Consider the following 23,591-nt stretch of genomic DNA (forward strand, 5'->3'; position numbering starts at 1 on the left):
TAGAGGCAAAAGGTCACTATGGCCCTAGGCCTCTTTTTTTATTGGAATCGGTGTTTCCAATTATGGCCAATGATGATGACTCGGTCTTTTTTACCGAGTTTCATGTTATGCTAGGTAGTAACCAATTGCATTTGAACAGGATCTTGACTTTAGAATTACGACTCTCTGTTCGAAGAAAAAAACTAGGACAGAAGCAATACAGCCATCTATTTTTGAAATAATTGTAAGCTAAACTTAATATTCATATCAAATTTACGTGATATAATAATGAATTAGATAGGGAGCCATTTTAAAGTGAAAATAGATAGAATCCATGTTTTTACCTACAGGTCTATAGGACTTTGACATAGGCCTTTTTGGGTAAAGGAGGTGTCCGTTCTTTAGCCTTTAAGATGGATTTTATTCAAAATACGACATAAAAATAGTTGAAATTTACGTAATCATGTAAAATAAATTTAATTTAGAAAGGGGGGTATCCTTCAACGGGAAGATGCCACTAAGAAAGCTAGATGTAAAAGCACTCGATTTTATTGTAAAACAAATGATAGATACCGTTGACAAAAGCAAAAGTGAGATATTCCGGATTGGCGAACAATGCCGGAAGGAGCATGATACCCTCATCACAGAATTGAGAGAAATCAAGGAAAAAGTCGGACAAGTCATTGTTGAAAGTGATGAACTTGAAGAAAAATCAAGGTTCGCAAGGAAACGCCTTTCTGAGGTTAGCCGAAACTTCAAGACTTATTCCGAAGAACAGGTTCGAAAGGTATATGAATTTGCTCATAATTTGCATACACAATATATTGTCAATGAACAATTAGAAAAGCAGCTTAGACAGAGACGGGATGATTTGGAAAGAAGATTACTAGTCTTACAAGAGACCATTGATCGTTCAGAATTACTTGTGTCTCAAATTACGGTTATTTCTAATTATCTTATAAGTGATATTAAAGATATCGGGATCGCTTTAGAAGACGCAAAAATGAAACAAGACTTTGGATTGCGAATCATTGAGGCACAAGAGGAAGAACGAAAGCGAATATCGCGAGAAATCCATGACGGACCTGCCCAGCTTTTAGCGAATGTATTAATTCGTTCCGATTTGGCAGAAAAAGTACATATTGAACAAGGCCCTGATGAAGCGTTCAAGGAAATTCGCAGTTTGAAAAAAATGATTCGTGATGCCCTTTATGAAGTACGCCGAATTATTTATGATTTACGCCCGATGGCTTTGGATGATTTAGGATTAATTCCAACGCTTAAAAAATATATTTCGACTATGGGTGAGTATCACCCATCTGTTCATATTCAATTTGTCAATTTGGGAGAAGATAAACGTCTGCCTTCCAAATATGAGGTAGCTTTGTTTCGATTGATTCAGGAATCCCTTAATAATGCACTTAAACATGCAGATGCAAAAGAAATTAAAGTCAAATTAGAAGTTTGCAAGGAGCAAGTATCAGTCATTATAAGGGATAATGGAAAAGGCTTTGATCCGGCTGTAAATAAAAATGGATCATTCGGTCTAATCGGGATGAAGGAGCGAATTGCTATTCTAGATGGGGAACTAAAAATTGAATCCACTCCTAATGAAGGGACGATGATCCATATAAAGGTTCCCGTATTGGAATAAAAAGTTGAGAAAATTTGCCGATAGATATGTAGGGGGAGAAAAAATGACGACAAAGATTGTTATTATTGATGATCACCAATTGTTTCGCGAAGGAGTGAAACGAATCTTAGAATTTGAAAAATCCTTTTCAGTTGTAGCGGAAGGGGACGATGGGTCTGATGTGATTGGCTTAGTAGATGAATACCATCCAGATGTCGTGTTACTAGACATTAATATGAAGGATACAAATGGTATTGAAGCTACACGTCAATTGCTTGAAGCCTATCCTAATACAAAAGCTATGATTTTGTCGATCCATGATGATGAGGCATATGTCACACACGCATTAAAAACAGGAGCATCTGGTTATATGCTGAAAGAAATGGATTCGGACGAATTGATCGAAGCTGTAAAAGTAGTAGCAGATGGAGGTTCATATATCCATCCGAAAATTACCCATAAGCTTGTCAATGAATATCGACGACTCGCGAATCAACAAAATGATGGCCATGGCTATCAACAACCAGAAGTGCAAATCCCACTTCATTTGCTCACAAGCAGAGAATGTGAAGTATTACAATTACTTGCAGATGGAAAAAGTAACCGGGCTATAGGGGAAGCTCTTTATATAAGTGAAAAAACGGTTAAAAACCATGTAAGTAATATTCTACAAAAAATGAATGTAAACGACCGCACCCAAGCCGTCGTCACCGCGATTAAAAACGGCTGGGTAGAAGTACGTTAAATCGAAAAAGGAATCTGTTAATAAATTTAACAGGTTCTTTTTTTGGGGCTTGATTTACCTTGTCATTAAAAGGGGCTTCTTCCGTGCGAAATGGGTTTCCCCGCCCAAGAATGGGCTTCTTCCGTGCAGAATGGGCTTCTCTGCCCAAGAATGGGTTTCTTCCGTGCGGAATGGGTTTCTCTGCCCAGGAATGGGCTTCTTCCGTGCGGAATGGGTTTCTTCGTCCAAGAATGGGCTTCTTCCGTGCAGAATGGGTTTTTCCGCCCCAGAATGGGCTTCTTTCGTGCAGAATGGGTTTTTCCGCCCCAGAATGGGCTTCTTTCGTGCAGAATGGGTTTTTCCGCCCAAGAATGGGCTTCTTTCGTGCAGAATGGGTTTTTCCGCCCCAGAATGGGCTTCTTCCCTGCGGAATGGGTTTCTCCGCCCAGGAATGGGCTTCTTCCGTGCAGAATGGGTTTCTCCGCCCCAGAATGGGCTTCTTCCGTGCGGAATGGGTTTCTCTGCCCCAGAATGGGCTTCTTCCGTGCAGAATGGGTTCCTCCTCCAAAGAATGGGCTTCTTCCGTGCGGAATGGGTTTCTTCGCCCCAGAATGGGCTTCTTCCGTGCGGAATGGGTTTCTCTGCCCCAGAATGGGCTTCTTCCGTGCGGAATGGGTTTCTTCGTCCAAGAATGGGCTTCTTCCGTGCAGAATGGGTTCCTCCACCAAAGAATGGGCTTCTTCCGTGCAGAATGGGTTTCCCCGTCCAAGAATGGGTTTCTCCATCCAAGAATAGGTTTTCTTCCCTCCGCAATGGGTTTCCACTCCCTATGAATGGGTTTCCCCACCCAATAATGAGTTTCTCCACGCCCGAAATGGGAATCATTTTGTTATCCTTTCAATTAGTCTTTTCAAAGGAAGGTTTATTCGATAGAATGATGAAAACAAAGTAATTATAAAAATGAGGTTGATAGAAATGAAGACAGCTGTTGTCACAGATAGTACTTCATATATACCGAAGCATGTCCGTGAAGCACTTGATATTTATATGATCCCACTTAGTGTTGTGATTAAGGGGGAATCGTACCGAGAAGAGATCGATATAACGACGAAAGACTTCTATAACGAAGTGAGAAATGGGGACAAGCTTCCAACAACAACTCAACCACCGATTGGGGAATTTGAAACTTTATTTGCTGAACTGGCGAAAGATTTTGATGCGATTATCAGTGTTCATCTTTCCAGTGGGATAAGCGGAACGTATCAAGGGGCTGTTGCCGCCGGGGATATGATAAAAGACGCCAAAGTTTATGCTTATGATTCTGAACTCAGTTGTATGGCCCAAGGATTCTATGTGATCAAAGCCGCAACGATGGCGAAAGAAGGAAAAGAGCCCGCTGAAATTCTTGCGGTGTTAGATGAAATGAAGAAACATATGCGTGCCTATTTCATGGTGGATGATCTCACTCATCTTCAACGTGGTGGAAGATTGTCCAGTGCTCAAGCGATAATAGGAAGCTTACTAAATATTAAGCCCCTTCTACACTTTCAGGATAAAGTGATCGTCCCGTTTGAAAAAATTCGTACACGTAAAAAGGCATTAAATAGAATTGTCGATCTATTAGATGAAGATGTCAAAAAAGGAAAAAACCTGCAAGCAACGATTATTCATGCGAATCGTCTAGATGAAGCTGTGGAATGGAAAGAAGAATTAGCTAAACAATATCCACAAGTTGAATTTAGCATTAGCTATTTTGGTCCTGTAATTGGCACTCATCTAGGTGAAGGGTCCATGGGGCTTGGTTGGACAATCAAATAGTTTTTTCGTAGAAATATACGACCTCTAGAAATACTTGATTGGTTGTGCGACTGACTTGTTTTCTCTGGAGGTTCTTTGTATGGGGTGCAATCCTCCAAAGCAAAGCACTCTATGGCGGAATTTAGGGGAGAGCTCATGAATATGACAAAGAGAGAGCGCTTTATGAAAAAAATCTATTTTAATCAGCCCATTAAAAGAAAGCTGATTATTTTAATCTCCTGTATTATGATTATTTCATTAATGGTAACAGTGGCAGGTTTGCAACTTGCTTTTCATAGCTACGATGAACAATTATATGTAAAATCTGCCCAAGTCTTGAATATGTCAGCGGATAATATCGAGAATGAGTTGAAAAACATTGAGAATGTTTCCTATACGATTGCAACGGATCCACTGATTCAACAACACCTAATCAACTTAAGAGCTGAACAGACTGAATATGAAAAACATTTAATTCGTTCAAAAATCACGGATAAAGTGTTAAATCTAATTAATTCGGAAAGTTATATTGAGGCTGTCCATATCGTGGATGCCCATGGGGAGCCGCATATTGCCGGGAAAAGACCAAGGAAACTCCCAACTGATGTCATGGAAGCTATTACATCCCAGTCAAAGACGGCGTCCGGGAGTCATATCTGGTTAGATCAGCTTGAGAGTGATATTACCCTTGTTTCCACACAGGAAGTTAGAAAATTTCAAGATTTAAGTTTTGATCATCTTGGCGCTGTGATCATTCGTGTGGACACAGATAAATTAATCCGACATTTTATGGAAATCTCCCAAAAGATGGAAGGGTATTTTCTGATTATGAATCACGCAGGCGAGCCTATTTATCCACTTGAATCAGAAGAGATGGGGAAAAAGATATGGATGGAACAAAATGACGCAGGATATCGTATCCAAACCATCAATCAGCGTAAATATTTTATTGTGCAAATGCAATCAAACTTTTCTAATTGGACGTATTTCAATGTCATCCCTTTTGACCAGATTTTTCGCCATATCCTCTTTATTAAAACAAGTGTTCCAATTTTATTTATTCTTATGTTTGTTTCTGTGCTATTCATTGCCATTAAATTCGCTAAAAGTATTACAAATCCATTAGAAAATTTAGCGGCTGGAATGAAATATATTCAAAAGGGGAATTTTAACAAAGCAAAAAGTGAAATTTTATATATGCCGAAGCTTCACAAAGATGAAGTGGGGGAATTACATAAAAATTTCTTAGACATGACGCAACAAATTGATGATTTAATTCATGCCAATTATTCCAAACAAATTATGATCAAAGAAACGGAATTTAAAGCATTGCAGGCACAAATTAATCCGCACTTTCTCTACAATACATTGGAATCGATTAACTGGTTAGCGAAGAGCAATCGGCAAATGCAAATTTCAAATATGGTGGAATCGCTTGGTTACTTATTGCGTAATTCCATGAGCTGGAAGGAGCCACTTGTTACGATTGAAGAGGAGCTAAACATCGTTAAAAATTATGTCATTATTCAAAAATACCGTTTTGAAGAAAGACTAAATTTCCATATAGATGTGGATTCAAGCTTATTCCCATATAAAATTCCGAAACTAACTTTACAGCCTTTAATTGAAAATGCCATCCACTATGCTTTGGAACCTATGATTGAACCTTGTTTGATTACGATCGGCTCTAAGAAAGAAGAGAAGACGATAGAATTAATCGTTACAGATAATGGACCGGGAATGGATGAAGCACTCCTAGACCAAGTAAGAAACTACAAAGTTCAAACAAGGGGACAAGGGATCGGCTTAAAAAATATCGATGAGCGGATTAAGCGATTATTTGGTGAAGAATATGGAATACGAATAGAAGCTGAGCCAAATGTGGGGACATCCGTACATATTCTATTGCCATATGATAAAGGGTGAGATCGTAATGTATAAAGTTTTACTTGTTGATGATGAGCGGATTATCCTTGAAGGGATTTCCAATTTTATCGAGTGGGAAACCTATCAAACAACATTAATAGGAACGGCAAAAAATGGGGTAGAAGCGTATCAAATAATCGAAAAAGAGCTTCCAGATATTGTCATCACCGATATCAAAATGCCAGGAATGAATGGTGTAGAATTAGTTGAGAAAGTTCATGAAAAGTATCCTGAAATCCATTTTATCATGCTTTCCGGTTTTGCTGAATTTGATTATGCAAAACAGGCGATGCAATATGGTGTGAAGCATTATTTACTGAAACCCTGTAACGAGAATAGTATTATTCAAGCTTTAAAGGAATGTATAGAAGAGATCGAAAAGATAGAGAGTCAGGACCGATTTATTCAAGAAATGAATGAGAAATTAGAAAAAATGCTTCCATATGCAAAGGAACAACTTCTAAAAGAATTTGTCACAAGTGAAAGCTATGGAAATAAAGAATTGGAGTATTACCAACGAATTTTTCGTATGGAGTTGCGTGATCCTCTCATTAAACTTGTGCTTTTCCAAATCGAGGATTTTTTTGATTATGAACACTTATTTGCCATTAAAAACATTTCGGAACATCTCTTTGAAAATATGATTCTTAGTTGCACGGTGGGAGAGCATGTTTTACTTGTGATTGGCATTTCGTCGCAAACAGACAATTTGCATGACCAAATGGAGCAGATTCGTGAACGTTTTTTTCAATATTATCAAAAGGATATAACGATTGCTGTTAGTGAAGCAGGAAGAATGATTGCGGTAAGAAAGCTTTATAAACAAACATTAGAGTGTCTACAGCACCGCTTCTATTTAGGCGAAGGGAGCATTATTACTAAAGACGATATTTCAACTCAAACCGTGCAGGAAGACGATCTGCAATATGATCAGCAAAAGTTTTGTTTATTGGTAAAATCGGGACGGTGGGATGATGCCAGAAAAGAATTGGAACAATTTTTTCAACAGCTCGTACAACTTCGTCTAGATATCCAAACCACTAAATCCTATTGTGTTCAGCTTTTTAATGGAATGATTCGGATGTGCCATCCAGAACAAATGAAGGAATATTTGCTTATCATGCCGCAACTATTAGAAATGGAAACCATTCAAAGTATGCATACTTTATTTGCAAAGGTTGCAAAAGAAATAAGCCTTCATTTCTATCAGCAAAATAAAAGTAAACATTCCGCGATTATTCAAAAGGTCCTGCACATTATTGAAAAAGAAATCGGCAATCAGAATCTTTCTCTTAATTTTATCGCCAATGAAAGAATGTTTATGAGCCCGGATTATTTAGGCAAGCTTTTTAAAAAAGAAATGGGGGAGCGTTTTTCTACTTATATTACGAGGATTAGAGTGGAGCGGGCGATTGAGATGATTGATCGGGAAAAGGATGTCAAAGTTTTTGAAGTGGCCGAAAAGCTCGGTTTCACAGATTCCCAGTATTTTAGCCAAGTATTTAAGAAACAAACAGGATTGACTCCTTCGGAATATAGGAAGGGTTAAGAGGGAAAGGTTATTCGTTTGTTTTTCATGTTTTTATGATATCTATATGTTACCGTTTATAAATTCTTATAAACCTGCCCTCGATTGTCGATGTCGATAACAATTATTAGTAATTGATCATCTTCCAGTTTATAGACTACCCTTATACTTCCTACTCTTAGTCGAAAAGTGGGTTCTGAAGCACCCTTCAGTAGCTTCACATCCTTGTTTGTGTTGTCTCTAGGGTTTTCAGCCAATTGTAGGAGACTATATTTAAGCCTTTTCTTCGTCACGGAATCTTGTTTATTAAAAAACTTCTTGGCTTTTTTGGTAAATTCAATACTATACATCCGAATCACCAAACACTTCCTCAAAGCTATATGTTTCTCCTCGTTTTATCTCCTCAAGACCTTCATTAATCTCTTTGATCTCTTCGTCAGTTAATTCCTCCTCTTCAAGAGTGTCAAAAAACATTTGTTTGTAATATTTTTCTAACTGTTCTTGGTCTAATTTATCAACAAATTCTTTTACTTGCTTTCTTTTTTCTTCGATGCTCATTGCCAATTTTAATCACTCCTTTTTGCTTTATTATACCACATGAACGAAATATAAATGCTGATACCTTGTTTTTTATTTTATCAACTGCCGGCGGGTTACCTTTGCAGTAGGTGCTATGTTCTTACTCGCACTAATTAGAATGTTTCTAACCAATTTTTAGGAATACGACAGAGCACCTAGACATTTCATTTTTAAACCCTAGTTTTTCGGTGAGAATCTAACTTAAGAGAAAAAAGTCCCTTTTCTCTCCTTTTTAAACAATTAGAACTGTTTTTTCTATAATAGAAAGAACAGTTTTTTTGCTATACTATATTTGCAATCGCTTACAAGGGACAGGAAAAGGGGAGGAGATTTACTTTGAAAAAAGGCCTAGTTTTCATTTTAGGAATGTTGCTCGTTTTTGGATTAGTGGCATGCGGTAGCAATGATAAGACTCCGGCAGGCTCAAATGATCAATCAGGTAATGATGATAAAAATTCAGATGAAGAAGTGACATTACGAATCGCCTGGTGGGGTGACCAGACAAGACATGATTATACAAATGAAGTGATTAAACTTTTCCAAGAGAAAAATCCAAATGTAAAAGTTGAGGCGGAATATGCAAGTTGGGATGATTACTGGCAGAAGCTCGCTCCACAGGCAGCAGCCAATGAATTGCCCGATATTATTCAGATGGATCTCTCGTATATCTCTCAATATGCGAAAAATAATCAATTAGCTGACTTAAAACCATACTTTGGTGAACAAATTGATACATCAAATATTGCTGATACGATTATTTCAGGTGGAGAAGTTGGTGATGGTGTCTATGGATTTAACGCAGGCGTTAATGCCCTAGGTTTTAATTATGATCCAGAGATGCTAAAGGAAATTGGCGTGGATGCTATTCCGGAAGATTGGACATGGGATGATTATCAAGAAATATCGGCTAAAGCTAAAGATGCGGGTATTTACTTTGATACTGGCATGAAAGCAGATGTGTTCTTAAACTATTATCTTCGTACACAAGGGAAGCGTCTTTATGCAGAAGATGGTTCGGGATTAGGGTATGACGATGATCAATTATTTGTTGATTTCTTTACGATGCTTAAAGGACAGGTAGACAATGGCTTAACACCAACACCTGACTATCTAGCTCAATTAACAGGCATTGAAGATGATCCTGTCGTGAAACAAGAAGGTGTAGGGATCTGGCAATGGTCCAATCAATTTGTCGGCTTACAACAAGTAGCAGATCGTCCAATGGAAATAGCGCCGATGCCTGGGCCAGGTGCGAAAGATGGCTTATTCCTAAAGCCTAGTATGTTCTGGTCTATGTCGGAAAACTCGAAACATAAAGAAGCAGCAGCACAATTTATCGATTTCTTTATAAATGATGTGGAGGCAAATAAATTAATTTTAGGCGAACGGGGTGTACCTGTTTCTTCTGAAATAAAAGAAGCTCTGAAATCGGAAGTATCAGATGCGCAAGCACAAGTCTTTGATTATATTGAATGGGCGGAAGAAAATAGTTCACCAATGGGCGCGCCAGACCCTACTCAAGCTGGACAGGTTATCGAACTACTCGATAGCTTATCAGAACAGATGAACTATGGAGAAATTAGTCCAGAGGATGCGGCTAAGAACTTTAGGCAACAAGCGGAAAGTATTTTAGGAAATTAAATGATAAAGCTGATAGCTGATCCTATTGATCAGCTATCAAACTTTCAAAATCAATGGGAAGGGGATGAGTAAATGAGTGTGCGCTTACGGGATAATTTATGGGGTTACTTTTTTATCGGGCCATTTATTATAGGCTTTTTAGCGTTTACCTTAATTCCAATCGTTTCCTCTTTATACTTTTCATTTACTTCATATGATTTGTTTTCACCGCCGAGATGGATCGGGCTAGATAACTTTAAAAAAATGTTTACCGATGATCCACGATATTTGCAATCATTAAAAGTGACCTTTATTTATGTGTTTGGTGGTGTACCACTTCGATTGGCTTTCGCTTTATTAGTCGCCATGTTGCTAAACACAGCCTCCAGAGCGGTCGGTCTTTATCGAACGATGTATTATTTACCATCCCTTATCGGTGGGAGTGTCGCTGTTGCGATAATGTGGCGTAATATTTTTGGGGATGAAGGAATCATCAACTTAGCGTTACAGTTAATCGGCCTGGATGCCATTCGCTGGTTTGGGAATCCTACCGCAGCGCTTTGGATGCTTATTTTTCTATCAATCTGGCAATTTGGTTCTTCCATGTTGATCTTTTTGGCCGGTTTAAAGTCAATTCCGCAAAGTTATTATGAAGCAGCCAGTGTAGATGGCGCCAATTTTATGCAAAAGTTTGTGAAAATTACTCTACCTATGCTTAGTCCTGTGATGTTATTCAATGCGATTATGCAGACCATTGGTGCCTTCATGACATTTGTTCCTGCCTTTATTATTTCAAAGGGTACGGGGGGACCGCTAGATGGGACACTTCTTTACTCACTGTATTTATTCAAGCAAGGGTTCGAATTTTTTAATATGGGTTATGCATCCGCAATGGCGTGGGTGATGCTAATCATTATTGCTATTTTAACATCGATTATCTTTGCTACATCGAAATTTTGGGTGCATTATGAGTCAGAAGGAGGCAGGTAACCATGCAGGAATTAAATTCTAAGGAAATGGTACAGCATGATACGAAAAAAAGCATTGGCAAACGCCGGCCTTCTAAGTTAAAGCCGAAGTATATTTTATATCATGTTTTAGTTGGTGGTTTTGCGATCTTGTTGCTATACCCGGTCATTTGGCTAATCATGAGTTCCTTTAAAGTCAGTGAGCAAATTTTTATTACGGCTGATTCTTTAATTCCTAAGCCCTTTATTCTCGATAATTTTGCCCAAGGTTGGCAAGGGTTTGGTGGCCACTCCTTTGGTGTATTTATCAAAAATACTTTAGTATTTGTTTTCTTAGTGTTGATTGGACATTTAGTTTCCTGTTCGTTAATTGCGTTCGGATTTGCTAGGATCAAGTTTGCTGGAAGAGGATTTTGGTTTGCGATTATGCTTGTGACACTCATGTTGCCGTATGAAGTTGTCATGATTCCGCAATACATTATTTTTGCCAAATTGGATTGGTTGAATTCACTGAAACCACTTGTTGTCCCAGCCTATTTTGGTCATCCTTTTTTCATCTTCCTATTGGTTCAGTTTATTCGGACAATTCCAAGGGAACTAGATGAGGCTGCGACTATTGATGGTTGTAATACATTTGGCATCTATCGGCGAATCATTTTACCTTTGATTACACCCGCGTTAGCGACTACAGCGATATTCACCTTTTATTGGACTTGGGATAATTTGCTTGGACCAGTACTGTATTTAAATAGTCCTAGTAAATATACCGTTTCGATGGCACTAAATATGTTCTTAAGTAATGAAACGGTATCAAATTGGGGAGCGATGTTTGCGATGTCTGTTGTCACACTGATTCCCGTGTTTGTGATCTTCTTTATATTTCAACGCTATGTTGTCGATGGCATTAGTACGAGTGGTTTGAAAGGATAGTTCAGCGGAGAATTGATTCTAGGGTAATTACCTAGGTAATTGCCCCGGAAAATCCACATGACGGAAGGAGGAATAGCAAAATGAGAGCAATAAATACAGCACTGGAATGGATCACAAGACTAGCCTTTTTAAATATTTTGTGGATCTTTTTTTCGGCCATCGGATTGATTGTTGCGGGACTTTTTCCGGCTACAGCTGCCACATTTGCTGTCGCGCGCAAATGGGCCATGGGTCAAACTGATGTCGCTGTTTTCAAAACGTTTTGGGCATCATACAAAAAAGAATTTATGAAAAGTAATATTCTCGGCTATTTATCACTATTGGGCGGTTATATTCTGTATCTCGATTTCGTTTATCTTACGGTGTCGCCAAGTAATATGACAGTGATCTTAACGATCCCGTTTCTTATTATCGGATTTATTTATGTCTTAACGTTATTTTATGTGTTTCCCACCTTCGTACATTATGATCAAAAGATTCTTCAAGTCATGAAAAATTCCTTTTTTGTCACGATCATGAACCCACTGCCCACTCTCACGATGCTCGTTGGAACTTTTGGGATTAGCTTTATTTTATGGAAATTCCAAGGATTAGCGATCTTCTTTAGTATGAGCGTATTCGCCATTGTGATCATGATTCCTGCCCAACGTGCATTTGAAAAAATCAACAAAAAACAAGCGATCTATTCACGGAGACAATCGTTAGAAAGGCTTTCCAAATAATTCAAAATTCGCTAAAATAAAAGCTACGGGGACGATCTATCGTCTCCAACGAACTTTTTTGAGGTGATACATTGAAAAAACATTCTCCAGATCTACAAAAGTTCCTCTTAGGCCGCTCGTTATTACTCCAAGAAATCCCCTTTCCAGAAAACATCATCCAAGATCATCTCCAACATGGTTTTGTAAAGAAAGCTCCAGGAATCACTGGTAAGAAGGGCGCTTTTCTATGCCAACGCTGTCACAATCGCAAGCAACGTTTATTTGCGACATTTCCATGTGCTTGTTGTGGGGAAGAAAGTCATTATTGTCGAAATTGCATTAAAATGGGACGTGTATCTACATGTACGTCGCTTTATAGTTGGAGCGGTCCTGCTGTAGATTGGGCCAGTGTCTTGCCCCCTTTAAAAGAAGGCGAAACACAAAGTCATTTGGTCTGGGATGGCACTTTATCTAAAGGACAAAAGGAAGCCTCGTTGGCTGTCATAGAAGCGGTTCGCTCCCATTCTGAGTTTCTTTGTTGGGCCGTTTGTGGAGCGGGAAAAACAGAGGTTTTATTTGCTGGGATTGATGAGGCGTTAAAAAGGAAACAGAGAGTATGTGTGGCTACACCGAGAACAGATGTCGTCCTGGAATTAGCGCCACGGTTTCAAAAGGTTTTTCCCCGTATTCAAGTTGCGGCTCTATATGGTGGCAGTGAAGATCGCCATCTTTTTGCCCCGCTGACGATCTCTACGACTCATCAATTATATCGTTTTGCACAGGCTTTTGATGTTGTGATTGTCGATGAAGTTGATGCCTTTCCTTTTTCATATGATCAAAGTTTGCAAGCAGCCGTCCAAAAAGCTGCCAAGCCCCAATCTGCCCGCATCTTTTTAACGGCGACACCTTCGGAAAAATGGCAGCGCGAGTGTAAGTATGGGAAACGAAACCATATCAAAATCCCTGCCCGTTATCATCGCCATCCCCTACCAATTCCTATATTCAAGTGGTGTGGAAATTGGCCAAAATCATTCGCAAAAGGCAAAATCCCATCGATTGTTAAAAAATGGGTGCAAACAAGACTAGACCAAAATAAACAAGCCCTCGTTTTCCTGCCAGATATTCATTTAATGGAGAAAGCTTTACCCCTATTTCAACAATTAGATCCAAGAATAGATTCTGTTCATGCCGAAGACCCTGATCGCAAGCAAAAGGTTGAAAAAATGAGAAACAGAGAAACACCCCTTCTCTTAACGACCACCATTTTAGAAAGAGGCGTCACCTTTCCGAATATTGATGTCGCTGTCTTAGGGGCGGAGGATGATATTTTTACAGAAGCCGCGCTTGTGCAAATTTCTGGTCGAGTCGGAAGAAGTGCTGATTTCCCAAAAGGAAATATTACATTTTTTCATTATGGCCGGACGAAGGCGATGATTCGCGCGCTCACTCATATCGATCAAATGAATCAAGAGGCGAGAAAGAAAGGGTTGATTGATTCATGAATGATTATTGTTTAGTTTGTGACAGCCACCTGAAAAGAGAGTTGACATGGACAAACCTCCTCTTCCCGTCCGCACTACCTCCAATATGTGCCACATGTGAAGCGAAACTCCAACCCATTACAGGAGAACGCTGCCGAATATGTTCCCGTTCTCTAGCGACATTAAATAAAAAATTCATAAAAGAAGATCTGTGCATGGATTGTGTTCGTTGGGAACAAGATCCGCATTGGGCCAATTGTCTCAAACAAAATCTCTCTATCTATCATTACAATGAATTTTTAAAAGAAGTTATCGCCCTTTTCAAATTCCGTGGCGATTATATTTTAGCTGAAATATTTGCTCAAACTCTAGCAAAAGAATTGGATAAACTTTCATTCGATTTCATTGTCGCTATTCCTTTAAGTGAAGAACGTTTACAAGAAAGGGGATTTAATCAAGCGGAAGCCCTGGCCCGAATGGCCGGGCAGAAAACGAAGGATTATTTAAAAAGAATCCATACAGAAAAACAATCGAAAAAATCACGCGGTGAAAGACTAAAACAAAAACAAATTTTCCAGTTTCAAGGCAATCACGAGGAGATCAAAGGGAAAAACATTGCTCTAATCGATGATATTTACACGACTGGGACCACATTACGACAGGCTGCGAAGGTATTGAAAAAGGAAGGAGCGAAAAGAATTTATTCACTTACCTTGGCGCGGGGATGAATGATGTGGATTGTACTCCCCTTCAAAAAGTCGTAAACAACCCAATCTTTATGTCGATATAAAAAGTAAATAAAGCGAGAAAGTCAATTAGTTAGGGGACTTTCTCCTTCACCGATTAAAAAAGCAAACTTTATTTGGAATATATGAGTTGGTCAGTGCAATGTAACCAACTTCTCGAAGGCCTAAACGAACGTTTACCGCCAGTTAACTATGAGATAAAATGAAAAGAGTGGGGGATTTTCATGGACTTATTAAATTGTCCAAATTGCGGGAAGATCTATGTAAATCATTCCGTGCGCGATGTGTGTGATGAGTGCTACCGGAAGGAAGAAGCCGATTATGAACAGGTCTATCGTTTTTTACGTAAAAGGGAAAATCGTGCAGCCACGATTGAGACGATTGCACATACGACTGGTGTGAAGGAAGATTTATTATACAAATGGGTGCGGAAAGGGCGATTGCATGCGGCTCAATTTCCTAATCTCGGTTATCCTTGTGAGCGTTGTGGTAAACTAATTAAAGAGGGAAAGCTATGTGAGCCATGCTCGACAGGACTTAAGGAGGAGCTAACTCGATTTGAAAAGGAAAAAGAACGGCATGAAGAACTAAGTAAGGTCGTTTATTATTCACAAGATCAACGAAAAAAGTAACGAAAAAAATAGTGAATTTCACCTAGCAAAAGGATCTAAATAAATCGAGGCGTTTACCGATATTAATGATACAGATGAAAAAAGAGGGAGGGAATGAAATGAAAATTAATCCTTTTCGGCACGTCGAAAATAATCCATATCAAAGACAAGCCCATAAAAAAGAAGGATCTGAATCTAGTCAAAAGACAGATAAAGTTGAAATTTCCTCCGAGGCCCAAAAGATGCAAAATACTCCATCAGTTGTGAAGGAAAGAGAATTGCGTGTCGCCGAATTAAAACGACAAGTGCAGACTGGAACTTACGAGGTCGATCCGCAAGAAGTCGCAAAAGGCATCGCCAAGTTTTTTGATTTCTAGGATGGAGATTGGTTGCTTGGTTGCCGAAAATATTTGAATATAGGTACCGAACGGATTCGAAGATAGCTCAAGGAAGAGCGAAAATAACAGGGGGATTTTTATAGAAGTGGTGTGATATCGATTCTATGTATCCCCTTGCATCACTATGCCATCATCCGAAGGTTAGGGAATTTGCACCAGTCAAATGGGGATTTCCGCAATCCGCGGAAAGAGGCGAATTCCTTTTTTAATTGAGTAAAGAAGGATACTGCAGTTAACTACGGAATTCATTTAAATCGTTACAGCTAGTGAGAGGAAAAGGGGTGTGAAAAAATGCAGGTACAAAATGAAGGACAGACCGCGATTTTGCCGCAAATAGATGTAACGGATACGGTCAAGGAGGGTGGAACCTATTCCGTCAATGTGAAAGAAAAACTTGCAGGAAAGGAAGCCCTTATTCAAGTAAAAGGCCAAGAAATGAAGGTGCAATATGAGGGGAAACTTCCGGATTCTGGAAATGTGCGGCTGCAAATAACGGATCTGAAAACTGAACCCCCGACTGTGAAGGTGGTACCTGAAAAGCCACTACCAAACCCGTCGCAGACATCTGCCCTTCCCGAGGGAACAAGGCAAGCCATTCAAATTTTACAGCAACAGCAAATCCCGATCACACGTGAAATGTTGCAGACGATCCAGAAATTTATGGAGAAGGCAGATGGAACGACCGAGCAGAAGTTGACCACGATGCAACAGATGGCGAATAAAAATTTAGACTTTACAACAAGCCAGTTGAAGGCTGTACATGAAGCTTTACATGGTACAAAATTGGGGGAAGTATTGAATGGACTTGTGGCGAAAGGGCCTTCATCAGGGACAAGTGTAGAGCAGCGAGATGCGGCTCGCTTGGTCGATGTTTTAAAAAACTTACAACAACAAGGCTCACCAGAAAAAGCTCGACTCACACAAGAAATCATTCGCTTTTTACAAACAGGTGGGAGTGAAAGTCAGGCTCTTAAAATGATCGAAGCGGAATTTGCGGCAGAGCTAAAGGGAAATCCTGAATTGGCGAAAGTGGTGGCGAGTTTACGGACAGCCTTTCCTTCTGTTATCCTTTCACAAACCGATGCGGAACAAGAAATACCGATGATTTCACCGCAAAAAGCCTTTATTGAAAAGGCACTTTCCCAGGTGAAAAAGCAACCGCAATTGGAGCGGATTTTTGCGACACTCCAAAAGGAAATGGATATTTTATCAGTCCATCAGCAACAGGCTCTGGAAGAGACGATCGGAAAAGCGGAACAACTATTGACAACTGGAAAAGAATTAGCGGCACGTCAGGTGCTTGCTGAAGGTTTGACAGCCTTAGAAACCGAGCAACCGATCCAAGTGAATACAGGAGCGAACCCGGCTTATCAATTGAGTGAGGAATTCTTAGCAACAATTCCTGCTTCATCACGAGATCTAATTGTCACGACGATCACGAAGAAGATGTCCCAGGCGGCTCTTGATTTTAAAGCCGTGCAACGAGATATTTCGAATGCCCTCTATACAGCGGAGAAAATGGTGCAGCAATCTCCTATACTCGCAAGGCCATCATTGGAAACAGCGATCAAACAGCTTGATCAAGCGATTTTAAAAAGTGATTTCATGCTGTATATGGATATGACGACGGAGAAAAAGTTATTGCAGGCAAGCTCGCAACTGCATGAAGCGAAAAAATGGTTGACAAAAGGCGAGCGTGGAAAGGCCAGTGAGATTGTTCAGCAAGTAAGAACAACCGTGGACAAAATCATCTTTCAGCCCTCGGATCAAAAGGTGAAGCATTTTGTGGCGAAGCAATGGGCCGATTTGCGGGAGGAGCCAATAGCCAGGCAATTATGGCGTACAATTGAGGAACCACAACAAGCCATACGCCAGGAACCAACGGCTAGACATGCGCTTGAATACATAAGACAGCTCGGCTTAACACGTGAATCGGAGTTTGCTCAAAATCTATTAAATGGTAAAACTCATGAGGCCGATTCATCCCTTAAGCAAGTGCTGATGAAATTAGCGGAGAGCCATGGGACAGGTCAGAAGGCTGAACAGGCTTTGCAAAATATGACCGGTCAACAATTGCTCAGTAAGCCCGATGCATCTGGATTACAAACGCTAATGTTTACCCTGCCGCTCATCTTGCGGGAACAGGTGGGAAATGTAAAAGTTTTCTTACAATCGAAACAATCTGGGCAAAAAATGGATTGGGAGAATTGTAGTCTCTACTTCTTGCTGGAAACGAAGCAGGTGGGGGATATCGGTATACTTTTAAATGCGACCGATCGCGTATTATCCGTGACATTAAAAAATGACTCGGCCGACTTTGAACGAAAAATGACGCCATTAGTCGAAACAACAAAGGAACGCCTTCAGGAGATCGGTTACCAAGTTGGACAAATTCACTTCTCGCCATTGAAAACGGAAGAGGCGAAAGGGGATATCCCTGTAAAAAGTCAACCAACTTTTTCTGATCATGGTTATGATTATTCTGTTTAATTTTTAATAGAAAGTGAGTGTGCGATCATGCCACACTATTACAATCAAAAAATGCGCCGATTAAAAAACGGCCCATCTGCAGCGGTGCTCCGTTATGATGAGTCAGATAGCCAGCAGGCCCCTCAAGTTGTTGCCCAAGGAACAGGAGCGATGGCTGTCAAACTAATGGAAATGGCCAAAGAACACGGGATCCATATGCAAGAGGATGCGAGTCTCGTCGGACAGTTAATGGATATTGATCTTGGTAACAATGTTCCACCGCAACTGTATTCTGTGATTGCAGAAATTTTATTAATGATTGAAGAAATCGATCGAATCACTAAATAATATGGGAAATAATCCGATATTCAATATGAATGGAGGCTAAGCACTTGGACTTTTTATCAAAAGAATTGCTTTATCAAAAATCATCACAGCAACTCACAGCCTTCCTTTATGAAGCGGGCATTCAGCAATTGCAGGAAGCCATCGCCTGTATTGAGAACGAACAATGGGCGGAAGCGAATCAGAAATTACAAAAAGTCAATGACATTATCGAAAGACTTGGAGCTGGCCTGAACTATGAAGCAGGCACGATCGCCAACCAGCTCGATACTTTATATAACTATATGGCCAATGAGGTCGTCACAGGTAACTTGAAAAAAGATGTCCAGATTCTCCAAGAAGTACTGACGATCATGGAGCAACTGGCCACAGCTTGGACCGAAGCCATGAACATGGAAGTCAAAACCGGACAACGTGAACGCTTTAAGCAAACCAACGCCTACGAGAAAAACGTTAGAGTGATCCAACAAGGGGAATAACCAAACGGAAGGGGAAAAATCAATGAGAATTAATCATAATATCCAAGCCTTGAACGCTTATCGAAACCTATCACAAACCATGGCCAGCACATCCAAAAGCCTAGAAAAACTATCATCCGGACTCCGCATCAACCGTGCAGCCGACGACGCCGCTGGACTGGCTATCTCGGAAAAAATGCGCTCGCAAATCCGCGGCCTTGGTATGGCAGAACGGAATGCGTTGGACGCTGTTTCGTTGATTCAAACAGCAGAAGGTGCATTGAATGAAACTCATTCGATTTTGCAAAGAATGAGAGAGTTGAGTGTGCAGGCGGCGAATGGGACGTTGGATGATAGTGATAGGGAAGCTGTTCAATTAGAAATCGATCAACTAATTAATGAAGTAGATCGAATTGCTGAGAAAACTGAATTTAATGGAATGAAATTACTGGATGGAAATAATGCAAATGGGTTTGACTTCCAAATTGGACCCAATGATGGTGATGAACTTACCGTGAAAATAGGCGCAATGGATACATCCAAGTTAGGGATTAGCACTGTGAAAGTCTCAACAAGTGCTGATGCCCAAAATGCCATTAAAGCGTTGGATACTGCAATTGGAACGGTCTCGACCCAGCGTGCAGAACTCGGTGCTTACCAAAACCGCCTTGAGCATACTGTCACCAACCTACAAACAGCCAATGAAAACCTAACCGCGGCGGAATCACGTATCCGTGACCTTGACATGGCGCTGGAAATGACCAACTTTACACGGAATAATATTTTAAACCAAGCTGGACAAGCGATGCTAGCGCAGGCCAATCAATTGCCACAAGGAATCTTGCAATTATTGCAATAAAATAACAGTTAAGTTGATTGCGATCGGAAGGGACTGACCGATCGCAAACCCATAACTCATGGAAGAAACCCATAACTCATGGAAGAAACCCATAACTCATGGAAGAAACCCATAACTCATGGAAGAAACCCATAACTCATGGAAGAAACCCATAACTCATGGAAGAAACCCATAACTCACAGGATTCAATTCATCCAAGGCAAGATTTTAATGAAAACGTGGAGTGATATTCATGGATGTACGCAGAGTTGAAAAGACGGGGGTCCATCAAGTTCAGAAGAAGGCTAGTCAAGCGACAGAGTCTGTTCGTTTTTCTGAAGTGATGACGAAGGGACGAGAGCAGATTGTCTATGAGCGGATGGACCAGATGCGCCAAGATATTGAAGCTCAAGGGCAGAAACTTGCCAAATCACAGACCATTGAAGATTTTAAAAAGTATAAGCAACTTGTGAAATCTTTTATGGAAGATGCGGTGAATAATGGACTTCAGTTAAAAGAACAACGTGGGCTTGATTGGCGTGGCCGGACCAAAGTCTATAAAATTGTCAAAGAAGTGGACAAAAAGCTGATCGATTTGGCAAATACTGTTCTTGATAAAGAGAAATCTGGGCTTAACATATTAAGTTTAGTTGGAGAAATTGAAGGATTATTAATCAATATCTACACTTAAAATAGGGAGTGGCTACGAATGTCGATTCAGACACTCATTGAATCTATGGAAACTTTGCTTGACCTCCATCAACAGCTACTTGCGATGACGGTCAAGAAGACTGAGGTTTTGCAGAAAAATGATATAGAAACATTATCGAACATGCTCCGTGAGGAACAAAAGGTTTTAACTGCGATTCAAGTAGCAGAACAAAAAAGGGAAAAAGCTTCCCTGCTGATCACGAATCATCCAGGAGAGGCAACGGTTTCCGAGATTTTAAAAGAATTAAATGATACGGATCAGGAAAAATTGTCTGAATTGCAAATAGCACTCATTCAAGTGTTAGGAGAGTTACAAGAGGCGAATGCTCTGAACCAGCAGTTGCTCCAGTACTCTTTACAGTTTGTGAACATGAATCTCGACTTGTTGGCCCCTGAACAAGAACTGCCCAACTACACAAAAGAACAAGGTCCAGCCAATCCGTATTCTGACCACAAGCGATCAATGTTTGACTCACAAGCTTAAAGAAAAAGCTACCGATAAATAAAAAGTTTTCAAAGAGAAATAATAGGAGGATCTTTCATGCGCTCTACTTTTATGGGGTTTGAAACAGCCAAAAGGGGTATGTATTCGCAACAAAGTGCCATATATGTCACAGGGCATAATATTGCGAATAAGAACACACCAGGCTATTCACGCCAACGTGTTAATTTCGAACAAACGACACCATATCCAGCAGCCTCGATGAACCGCCCGCAAATTCCGGGCCAATTAGGAACGGGTGTTCAAGATGGATCGATTCAACGGATTCGCGATACATTTATTGATAGTCAATATCGTGGTGAGAGAAATCAATTAGGGTTCTATGAATCGATGTCTAATTCCATCAAACAAATGGAAGATATTATGAATGAGCCAAGTGAAAATGGTCTTTCAGCCGCAATGACCCAGTTTTGGCAATCTCTTCAAGACTTGAGTACCAATGCGGAAAATGAAGGAGCGAGAAGAGTGGTTTTACAACGGGCTCGCTCCGTGGCCGAAACATTTCAATACTTACATTCTTCTCTAACGACGGTGCAAAATGACCTTAAAAAAGAAATGGACCTAACGGTTACGAGAATCAATGCACTTGCGCAAGATATCGCGTCGATTAACCAGCAAATTAGTGAGGTGGAACCACATGGGTATTTACCGAATGATTTGTATGATGCGAGAGATCAATTATTAGATGAACTCGCAAGCTATCTTCCTATTTCAACTGAAACGGTGACAAATGGCGGAAATACCTTAGCCATTGCTGAAGGAGGCAAGAAGGTCTATGCGATGATCAATGGGGAAAAAACGCTGCTTGTGGATGAACAAGGGGCTCGCTCATTGGAATGGAAAGAAGAAACGGGAGAGCTCTTTTTAGGCGAAAAAGAACTTTCCTACGACACGCTTGGAGAAGGAAATGGGGAACTGTCGGCCTTATTCAAGGCATACAAGGAAGATTACCCCGAGATGCTTGAAAATCTTGATAAATATGCTTTTACCTTTGCGAAGGTATTTAATGAAGTCCATAAAGGCGGAGTCGACTTGAACGGTGATACAGGGGAAGACTTTTTTGCTGCAGGTGACTCGTATGAGGGGGCAGCTGGTAGAATCAGTGTTCTTTTAAAAGATCCTGACAAAGTAGCCGCTGCTTTATCAGGAAAAGAAACTGGGAACGGTGAAAATGCCTTAAAGCTGGCGGATATGAAAAATTGGGTAATTCGAGAAGGTGCCATGGAAGAATTACCGGGTCTAACTGATTTAGACATTAAATCAGGCACACTCCAATCCTTTTATGAAGGTGTGATTGGGGAAATGGCGGTTAAAGGGCAGCAAGCGAATAGGATGGAATATAATACGACGGTGTTACTACAATCAATCGATAAAAATCGCCGTTCTGTCAGTGAGGTTTCGTTAGATGAAGAATTCTCGAACTTAATTCAGTTTCAACATGCCTACTCAGCGTCAGCAAGAATGATTTCGGCAATTGATGAAATGCTGGATAAAATTATTAATGGCATGGGTATGGTAGGTCGATAAGGGGGATTTTGAAATGCGTGTAACAGATGGCATGATTGCCAATAATGTGATGTACAATATTAATCAAAGCTATGCTCGATTGGATAAATTATTTGAACAAGCGCAAACACAGAAGAAGATTTCTCGTCCATCTGATGATCCGGTTGTAGCAATGAAGGGGATGTTCTATCGGACAAATGTGACCGAGATTGAGCAGTTCAAACGTAATTTTTCAGAAGCGCGGAACTGGGTGGAGACAACGGATTCTGCCATCGGCGAAGCGAGTGAAGCCATGGAGCGGATTCGGGAATTAACTGTACAGGTAAGCAATGGTACGTATGATGAAAGCCAACTCAAGTCTGTGGCTGAGGAAGTCGCCCAGTTAAAAGAACATATAAAAACGATCGCCAATGCTAAAGTTGGAGACAAATATATTTTCAATGGAACAGATACATTAACCGCCCCTGTCAATGGGGAAAAAATCGAATTTAATTCAGATGATGTGGAATTTGAACTGGCAAAAGGGATAAAGGTTGCAGTCAATATGCAAGGGGAAGCTGTATTTGGAACTGGTGAGTCGAGCGTATTTGCCGTGCTCGATCGATTAGAAACAGCTTTAAAATCAGGAGATACCGATTTAAATGGCTTTTTGGATGACCTCGATGCGAGTAGCGATAAAATGCTTTCTGGTAGAGCTGAACTTGGGGCACGGACTAATCGACTTGATTTTATGGAAGACCGCATCGATAACCAAGAAGTGATCGCCAAGCGGATTATGTCTGACAATGAAGATATTGAATTTGAAAAAGTGATCATGGACTTTAAAGCACAAGAAGCGGTCCACCGTGCAGCCATGTCAATTGGGGCGCGGATTATTCAACCGACATTAATGGACTTTTTAAGATAAAGCGCCCGTTTAGCGATGTACAAACTTGGATAATAAGGCTGAACGGCTAAAATCGCGCCGTCCTGGCGCAACGCCGTTCTGACCAACATCCTGTTGGCCTGAGATAAAGGAAACACGATGAACCACGAAAAGCGGAAGGCGGTTGTTTAGGGGCGACAAGCAAATGTTCCTAAACCTAGGAAGGGCGGTTTTTCCCTTCCTAGGTTTAGGGTTATTTGACCTCGAGCCCCTACC

24 protein-coding genes are annotated in these 23,591 nt (G+C 40.4%); 21 read left to right on the top strand and 3 right to left on the bottom strand.

The window, feature by feature from the left end; all coding sequences use genetic code 11:
• Window positions 1–490: 490 nt before the first annotated feature.
• Together KI363_RS02285 and KI363_RS02290 are read left to right on the top strand one after the other, a co-directional pair.
• Complete coding sequence (locus KI363_RS02285) at window positions 491–1,633, top strand: sensor histidine kinase (RefSeq protein ID WP_212965304.1); 1,143 nt, start codon at window positions 491–493, stop codon at window positions 1,631–1,633.
• A 43-nt stretch (window positions 1,634–1,676) separates the two neighbouring features.
• A complete protein-coding gene (locus KI363_RS02290) occupies window positions 1,677–2,357 on the top strand; it encodes a response regulator (protein ID WP_158320809.1) in 681 nt (226 codons plus the stop codon).
• A 54-nt stretch (window positions 2,358–2,411) separates the two neighbouring features.
• Here KI363_RS02290 and KI363_RS02295 read toward each other — a convergent pair whose 3' ends face one another.
• Window positions 2,412–3,149, bottom strand: coding sequence for a hypothetical protein (locus KI363_RS02295; protein WP_212965306.1), 738 nt, complete (start codon window positions 3,147–3,149; stop codon window positions 2,412–2,414).
• A 162-nt stretch (window positions 3,150–3,311) separates the two neighbouring features.
• On the opposite strand from KI363_RS02295, the gene fakB reads away from it, so the two are divergent.
• The 3 genes from fakB to KI363_RS22195 all read left to right on the top strand — a co-directional run bounded on the left by fakB (window position 3,312) and on the right by KI363_RS22195 (window position 7,608).
• Window positions 3,312–4,154, top strand: a complete 843-nt coding sequence (gene fakB, locus KI363_RS02300; RefSeq protein ID WP_158320811.1) for a DegV family protein — start codon at window positions 3,312–3,314, stop codon at window positions 4,152–4,154.
• A 135-nt stretch (window positions 4,155–4,289) separates the two neighbouring features.
• Window positions 4,290–6,059, top strand: a complete 1,770-nt coding sequence (locus tag KI363_RS02305) for a cache domain-containing sensor histidine kinase (RefSeq protein ID WP_212965308.1) — start codon at window positions 4,290–4,292, stop codon at window positions 6,057–6,059.
• 7 nt (window positions 6,060–6,066) lie between these two features.
• Complete coding sequence (locus KI363_RS22195) at window positions 6,067–7,608, top strand: response regulator transcription factor (RefSeq protein ID WP_212965310.1); 1,542 nt, start codon at window positions 6,067–6,069, stop codon at window positions 7,606–7,608.
• A gap of 56 nt (window positions 7,609–7,664) precedes the next feature.
• Here the strand turns inward: KI363_RS22195 and KI363_RS02315 are convergent, their stop codons facing one another.
• Both KI363_RS02315 and KI363_RS02320 read right to left on the bottom strand, forming a co-directional pair.
• Entirely contained in the window at window positions 7,665–7,937 is a 273-nt protein-coding gene (locus KI363_RS02315) for a type II toxin-antitoxin system RelE family toxin (RefSeq protein ID WP_246516721.1), read from the bottom strand.
• Window positions 7,930–8,151 carry a hypothetical protein gene (locus tag KI363_RS02320; RefSeq protein ID WP_158320815.1) on the bottom strand — a complete coding sequence of 74 codons (222 nt, stop codon included), beginning with the start codon at window positions 8,149–8,151 and terminating at the stop codon, window positions 7,930–7,932. The genes KI363_RS02315 and KI363_RS02320 overlap by 8 nt, the downstream gene beginning before the upstream one ends.
• 351 nt (window positions 8,152–8,502) lie before the next feature.
• On the opposite strand from KI363_RS02320, the gene KI363_RS02325 reads away from it, so the two are divergent.
• From KI363_RS02325 to flgL, 16 genes are all read left to right on the top strand, one after another.
• Window positions 8,503–9,807 (top strand): ABC transporter substrate-binding protein, encoded by a 1,305-nt coding sequence (locus KI363_RS02325; protein ID WP_212965314.1) that lies wholly within the window; start codon window positions 8,503–8,505, stop codon window positions 9,805–9,807.
• A gap of 72 nt (window positions 9,808–9,879) precedes the next feature.
• Complete coding sequence (locus tag KI363_RS02330) at window positions 9,880–10,776, top strand: carbohydrate ABC transporter permease (protein ID WP_212965316.1); 897 nt, start codon at window positions 9,880–9,882, stop codon at window positions 10,774–10,776.
• 26 nt (window positions 10,777–10,802) lie between these two features.
• A complete protein-coding gene (locus KI363_RS02335; RefSeq protein WP_373306701.1) occupies window positions 10,803–11,684 on the top strand; it encodes a carbohydrate ABC transporter permease in 882 nt (293 codons plus the stop codon).
• Between the two features lie 80 nt (window positions 11,685–11,764).
• Window positions 11,765–12,406, top strand: a complete 642-nt coding sequence (locus KI363_RS02340) for a YesL family protein (protein ID WP_212965318.1) — start codon at window positions 11,765–11,767, stop codon at window positions 12,404–12,406.
• A 71-nt stretch (window positions 12,407–12,477) separates the two neighbouring features.
• The gene (locus KI363_RS02345) at window positions 12,478–13,887 is read left to right on the top strand and encodes an ATP-dependent helicase ComFA (RefSeq protein ID WP_212965320.1); all 1,410 of its coding nucleotides are present in this window, start codon (window positions 12,478–12,480) and stop codon (window positions 13,885–13,887) included.
• Between the two features lie 194 nt (window positions 13,888–14,081).
• Complete coding sequence (locus KI363_RS02350) at window positions 14,082–14,594, top strand: ComF family protein (RefSeq protein WP_246516707.1); 513 nt, start codon at window positions 14,082–14,084, stop codon at window positions 14,592–14,594.
• A 242-nt stretch (window positions 14,595–14,836) separates the two neighbouring features.
• Window positions 14,837–15,244, top strand: coding sequence for a TIGR03826 family flagellar region protein (locus KI363_RS02355; protein ID WP_158320822.1), 408 nt, complete (start codon window positions 14,837–14,839; stop codon window positions 15,242–15,244).
• Between the two features lie 98 nt (window positions 15,245–15,342).
• Window positions 15,343–15,600 (top strand): flagellar biosynthesis anti-sigma factor FlgM, encoded by a 258-nt coding sequence (gene flgM, locus KI363_RS02360; RefSeq protein WP_212965322.1) that lies wholly within the window; start codon window positions 15,343–15,345, stop codon window positions 15,598–15,600.
• A gap of 312 nt (window positions 15,601–15,912) precedes the next feature.
• Window positions 15,913–18,111, top strand: coding sequence for a hypothetical protein (locus KI363_RS02365; RefSeq protein ID WP_212965324.1), 2,199 nt, complete (start codon window positions 15,913–15,915; stop codon window positions 18,109–18,111).
• A 24-nt stretch (window positions 18,112–18,135) separates the two neighbouring features.
• The gene (locus tag KI363_RS02370; protein ID WP_212965365.1) at window positions 18,136–18,438 is read left to right on the top strand and encodes an EscU/YscU/HrcU family type III secretion system export apparatus switch protein; all 303 of its coding nucleotides are present in this window, start codon (window positions 18,136–18,138) and stop codon (window positions 18,436–18,438) included.
• Window positions 18,439–18,482: 44 nt separating this feature from the next.
• Window positions 18,483–18,914: a flagellar export chaperone FliS gene (gene fliS / locus KI363_RS02375; protein ID WP_246516709.1), complete on the top strand. Its 432-nt coding sequence runs from the start codon at window positions 18,483–18,485 to the stop codon at window positions 18,912–18,914.
• Window positions 18,915–18,936: 22 nt separating this feature from the next.
• Window positions 18,937–19,752, top strand: coding sequence for a flagellin N-terminal helical domain-containing protein (locus KI363_RS02380; protein ID WP_212965326.1), 816 nt, complete (start codon window positions 18,937–18,939; stop codon window positions 19,750–19,752).
• Between the two features lie 232 nt (window positions 19,753–19,984).
• Window positions 19,985–20,422 carry a YaaR family protein gene (locus KI363_RS02385; RefSeq protein WP_212965328.1) on the top strand — a complete coding sequence of 146 codons (438 nt, stop codon included), beginning with the start codon at window positions 19,985–19,987 and terminating at the stop codon, window positions 20,420–20,422.
• Between the two features lie 18 nt (window positions 20,423–20,440).
• Window positions 20,441–20,926 (top strand): flagellar protein FlgN, encoded by a 486-nt coding sequence (locus KI363_RS02390; RefSeq protein WP_158320829.1) that lies wholly within the window; start codon window positions 20,441–20,443, stop codon window positions 20,924–20,926.
• Between the two features lie 57 nt (window positions 20,927–20,983).
• Window positions 20,984–22,471: a flagellar hook-associated protein FlgK gene (gene flgK, locus KI363_RS02395; protein ID WP_158320831.1), complete on the top strand. Its 1,488-nt coding sequence runs from the start codon at window positions 20,984–20,986 to the stop codon at window positions 22,469–22,471.
• A 13-nt stretch (window positions 22,472–22,484) separates the two neighbouring features.
• Window positions 22,485–23,357: a flagellar hook-associated protein FlgL gene (gene flgL / locus KI363_RS02400; RefSeq protein WP_212965330.1), complete on the top strand. Its 873-nt coding sequence runs from the start codon at window positions 22,485–22,487 to the stop codon at window positions 23,355–23,357.
• Window positions 23,358–23,591: the final 234 nt, after the last annotated feature.

The sequence above is a fragment of the Lederbergia ruris genome (genome assembly GCF_018332955.1).
Classification (GTDB): Bacteria; Bacillota; Bacilli; order Bacillales; family Bacillaceae_C; genus Lederbergia; species Lederbergia ruris.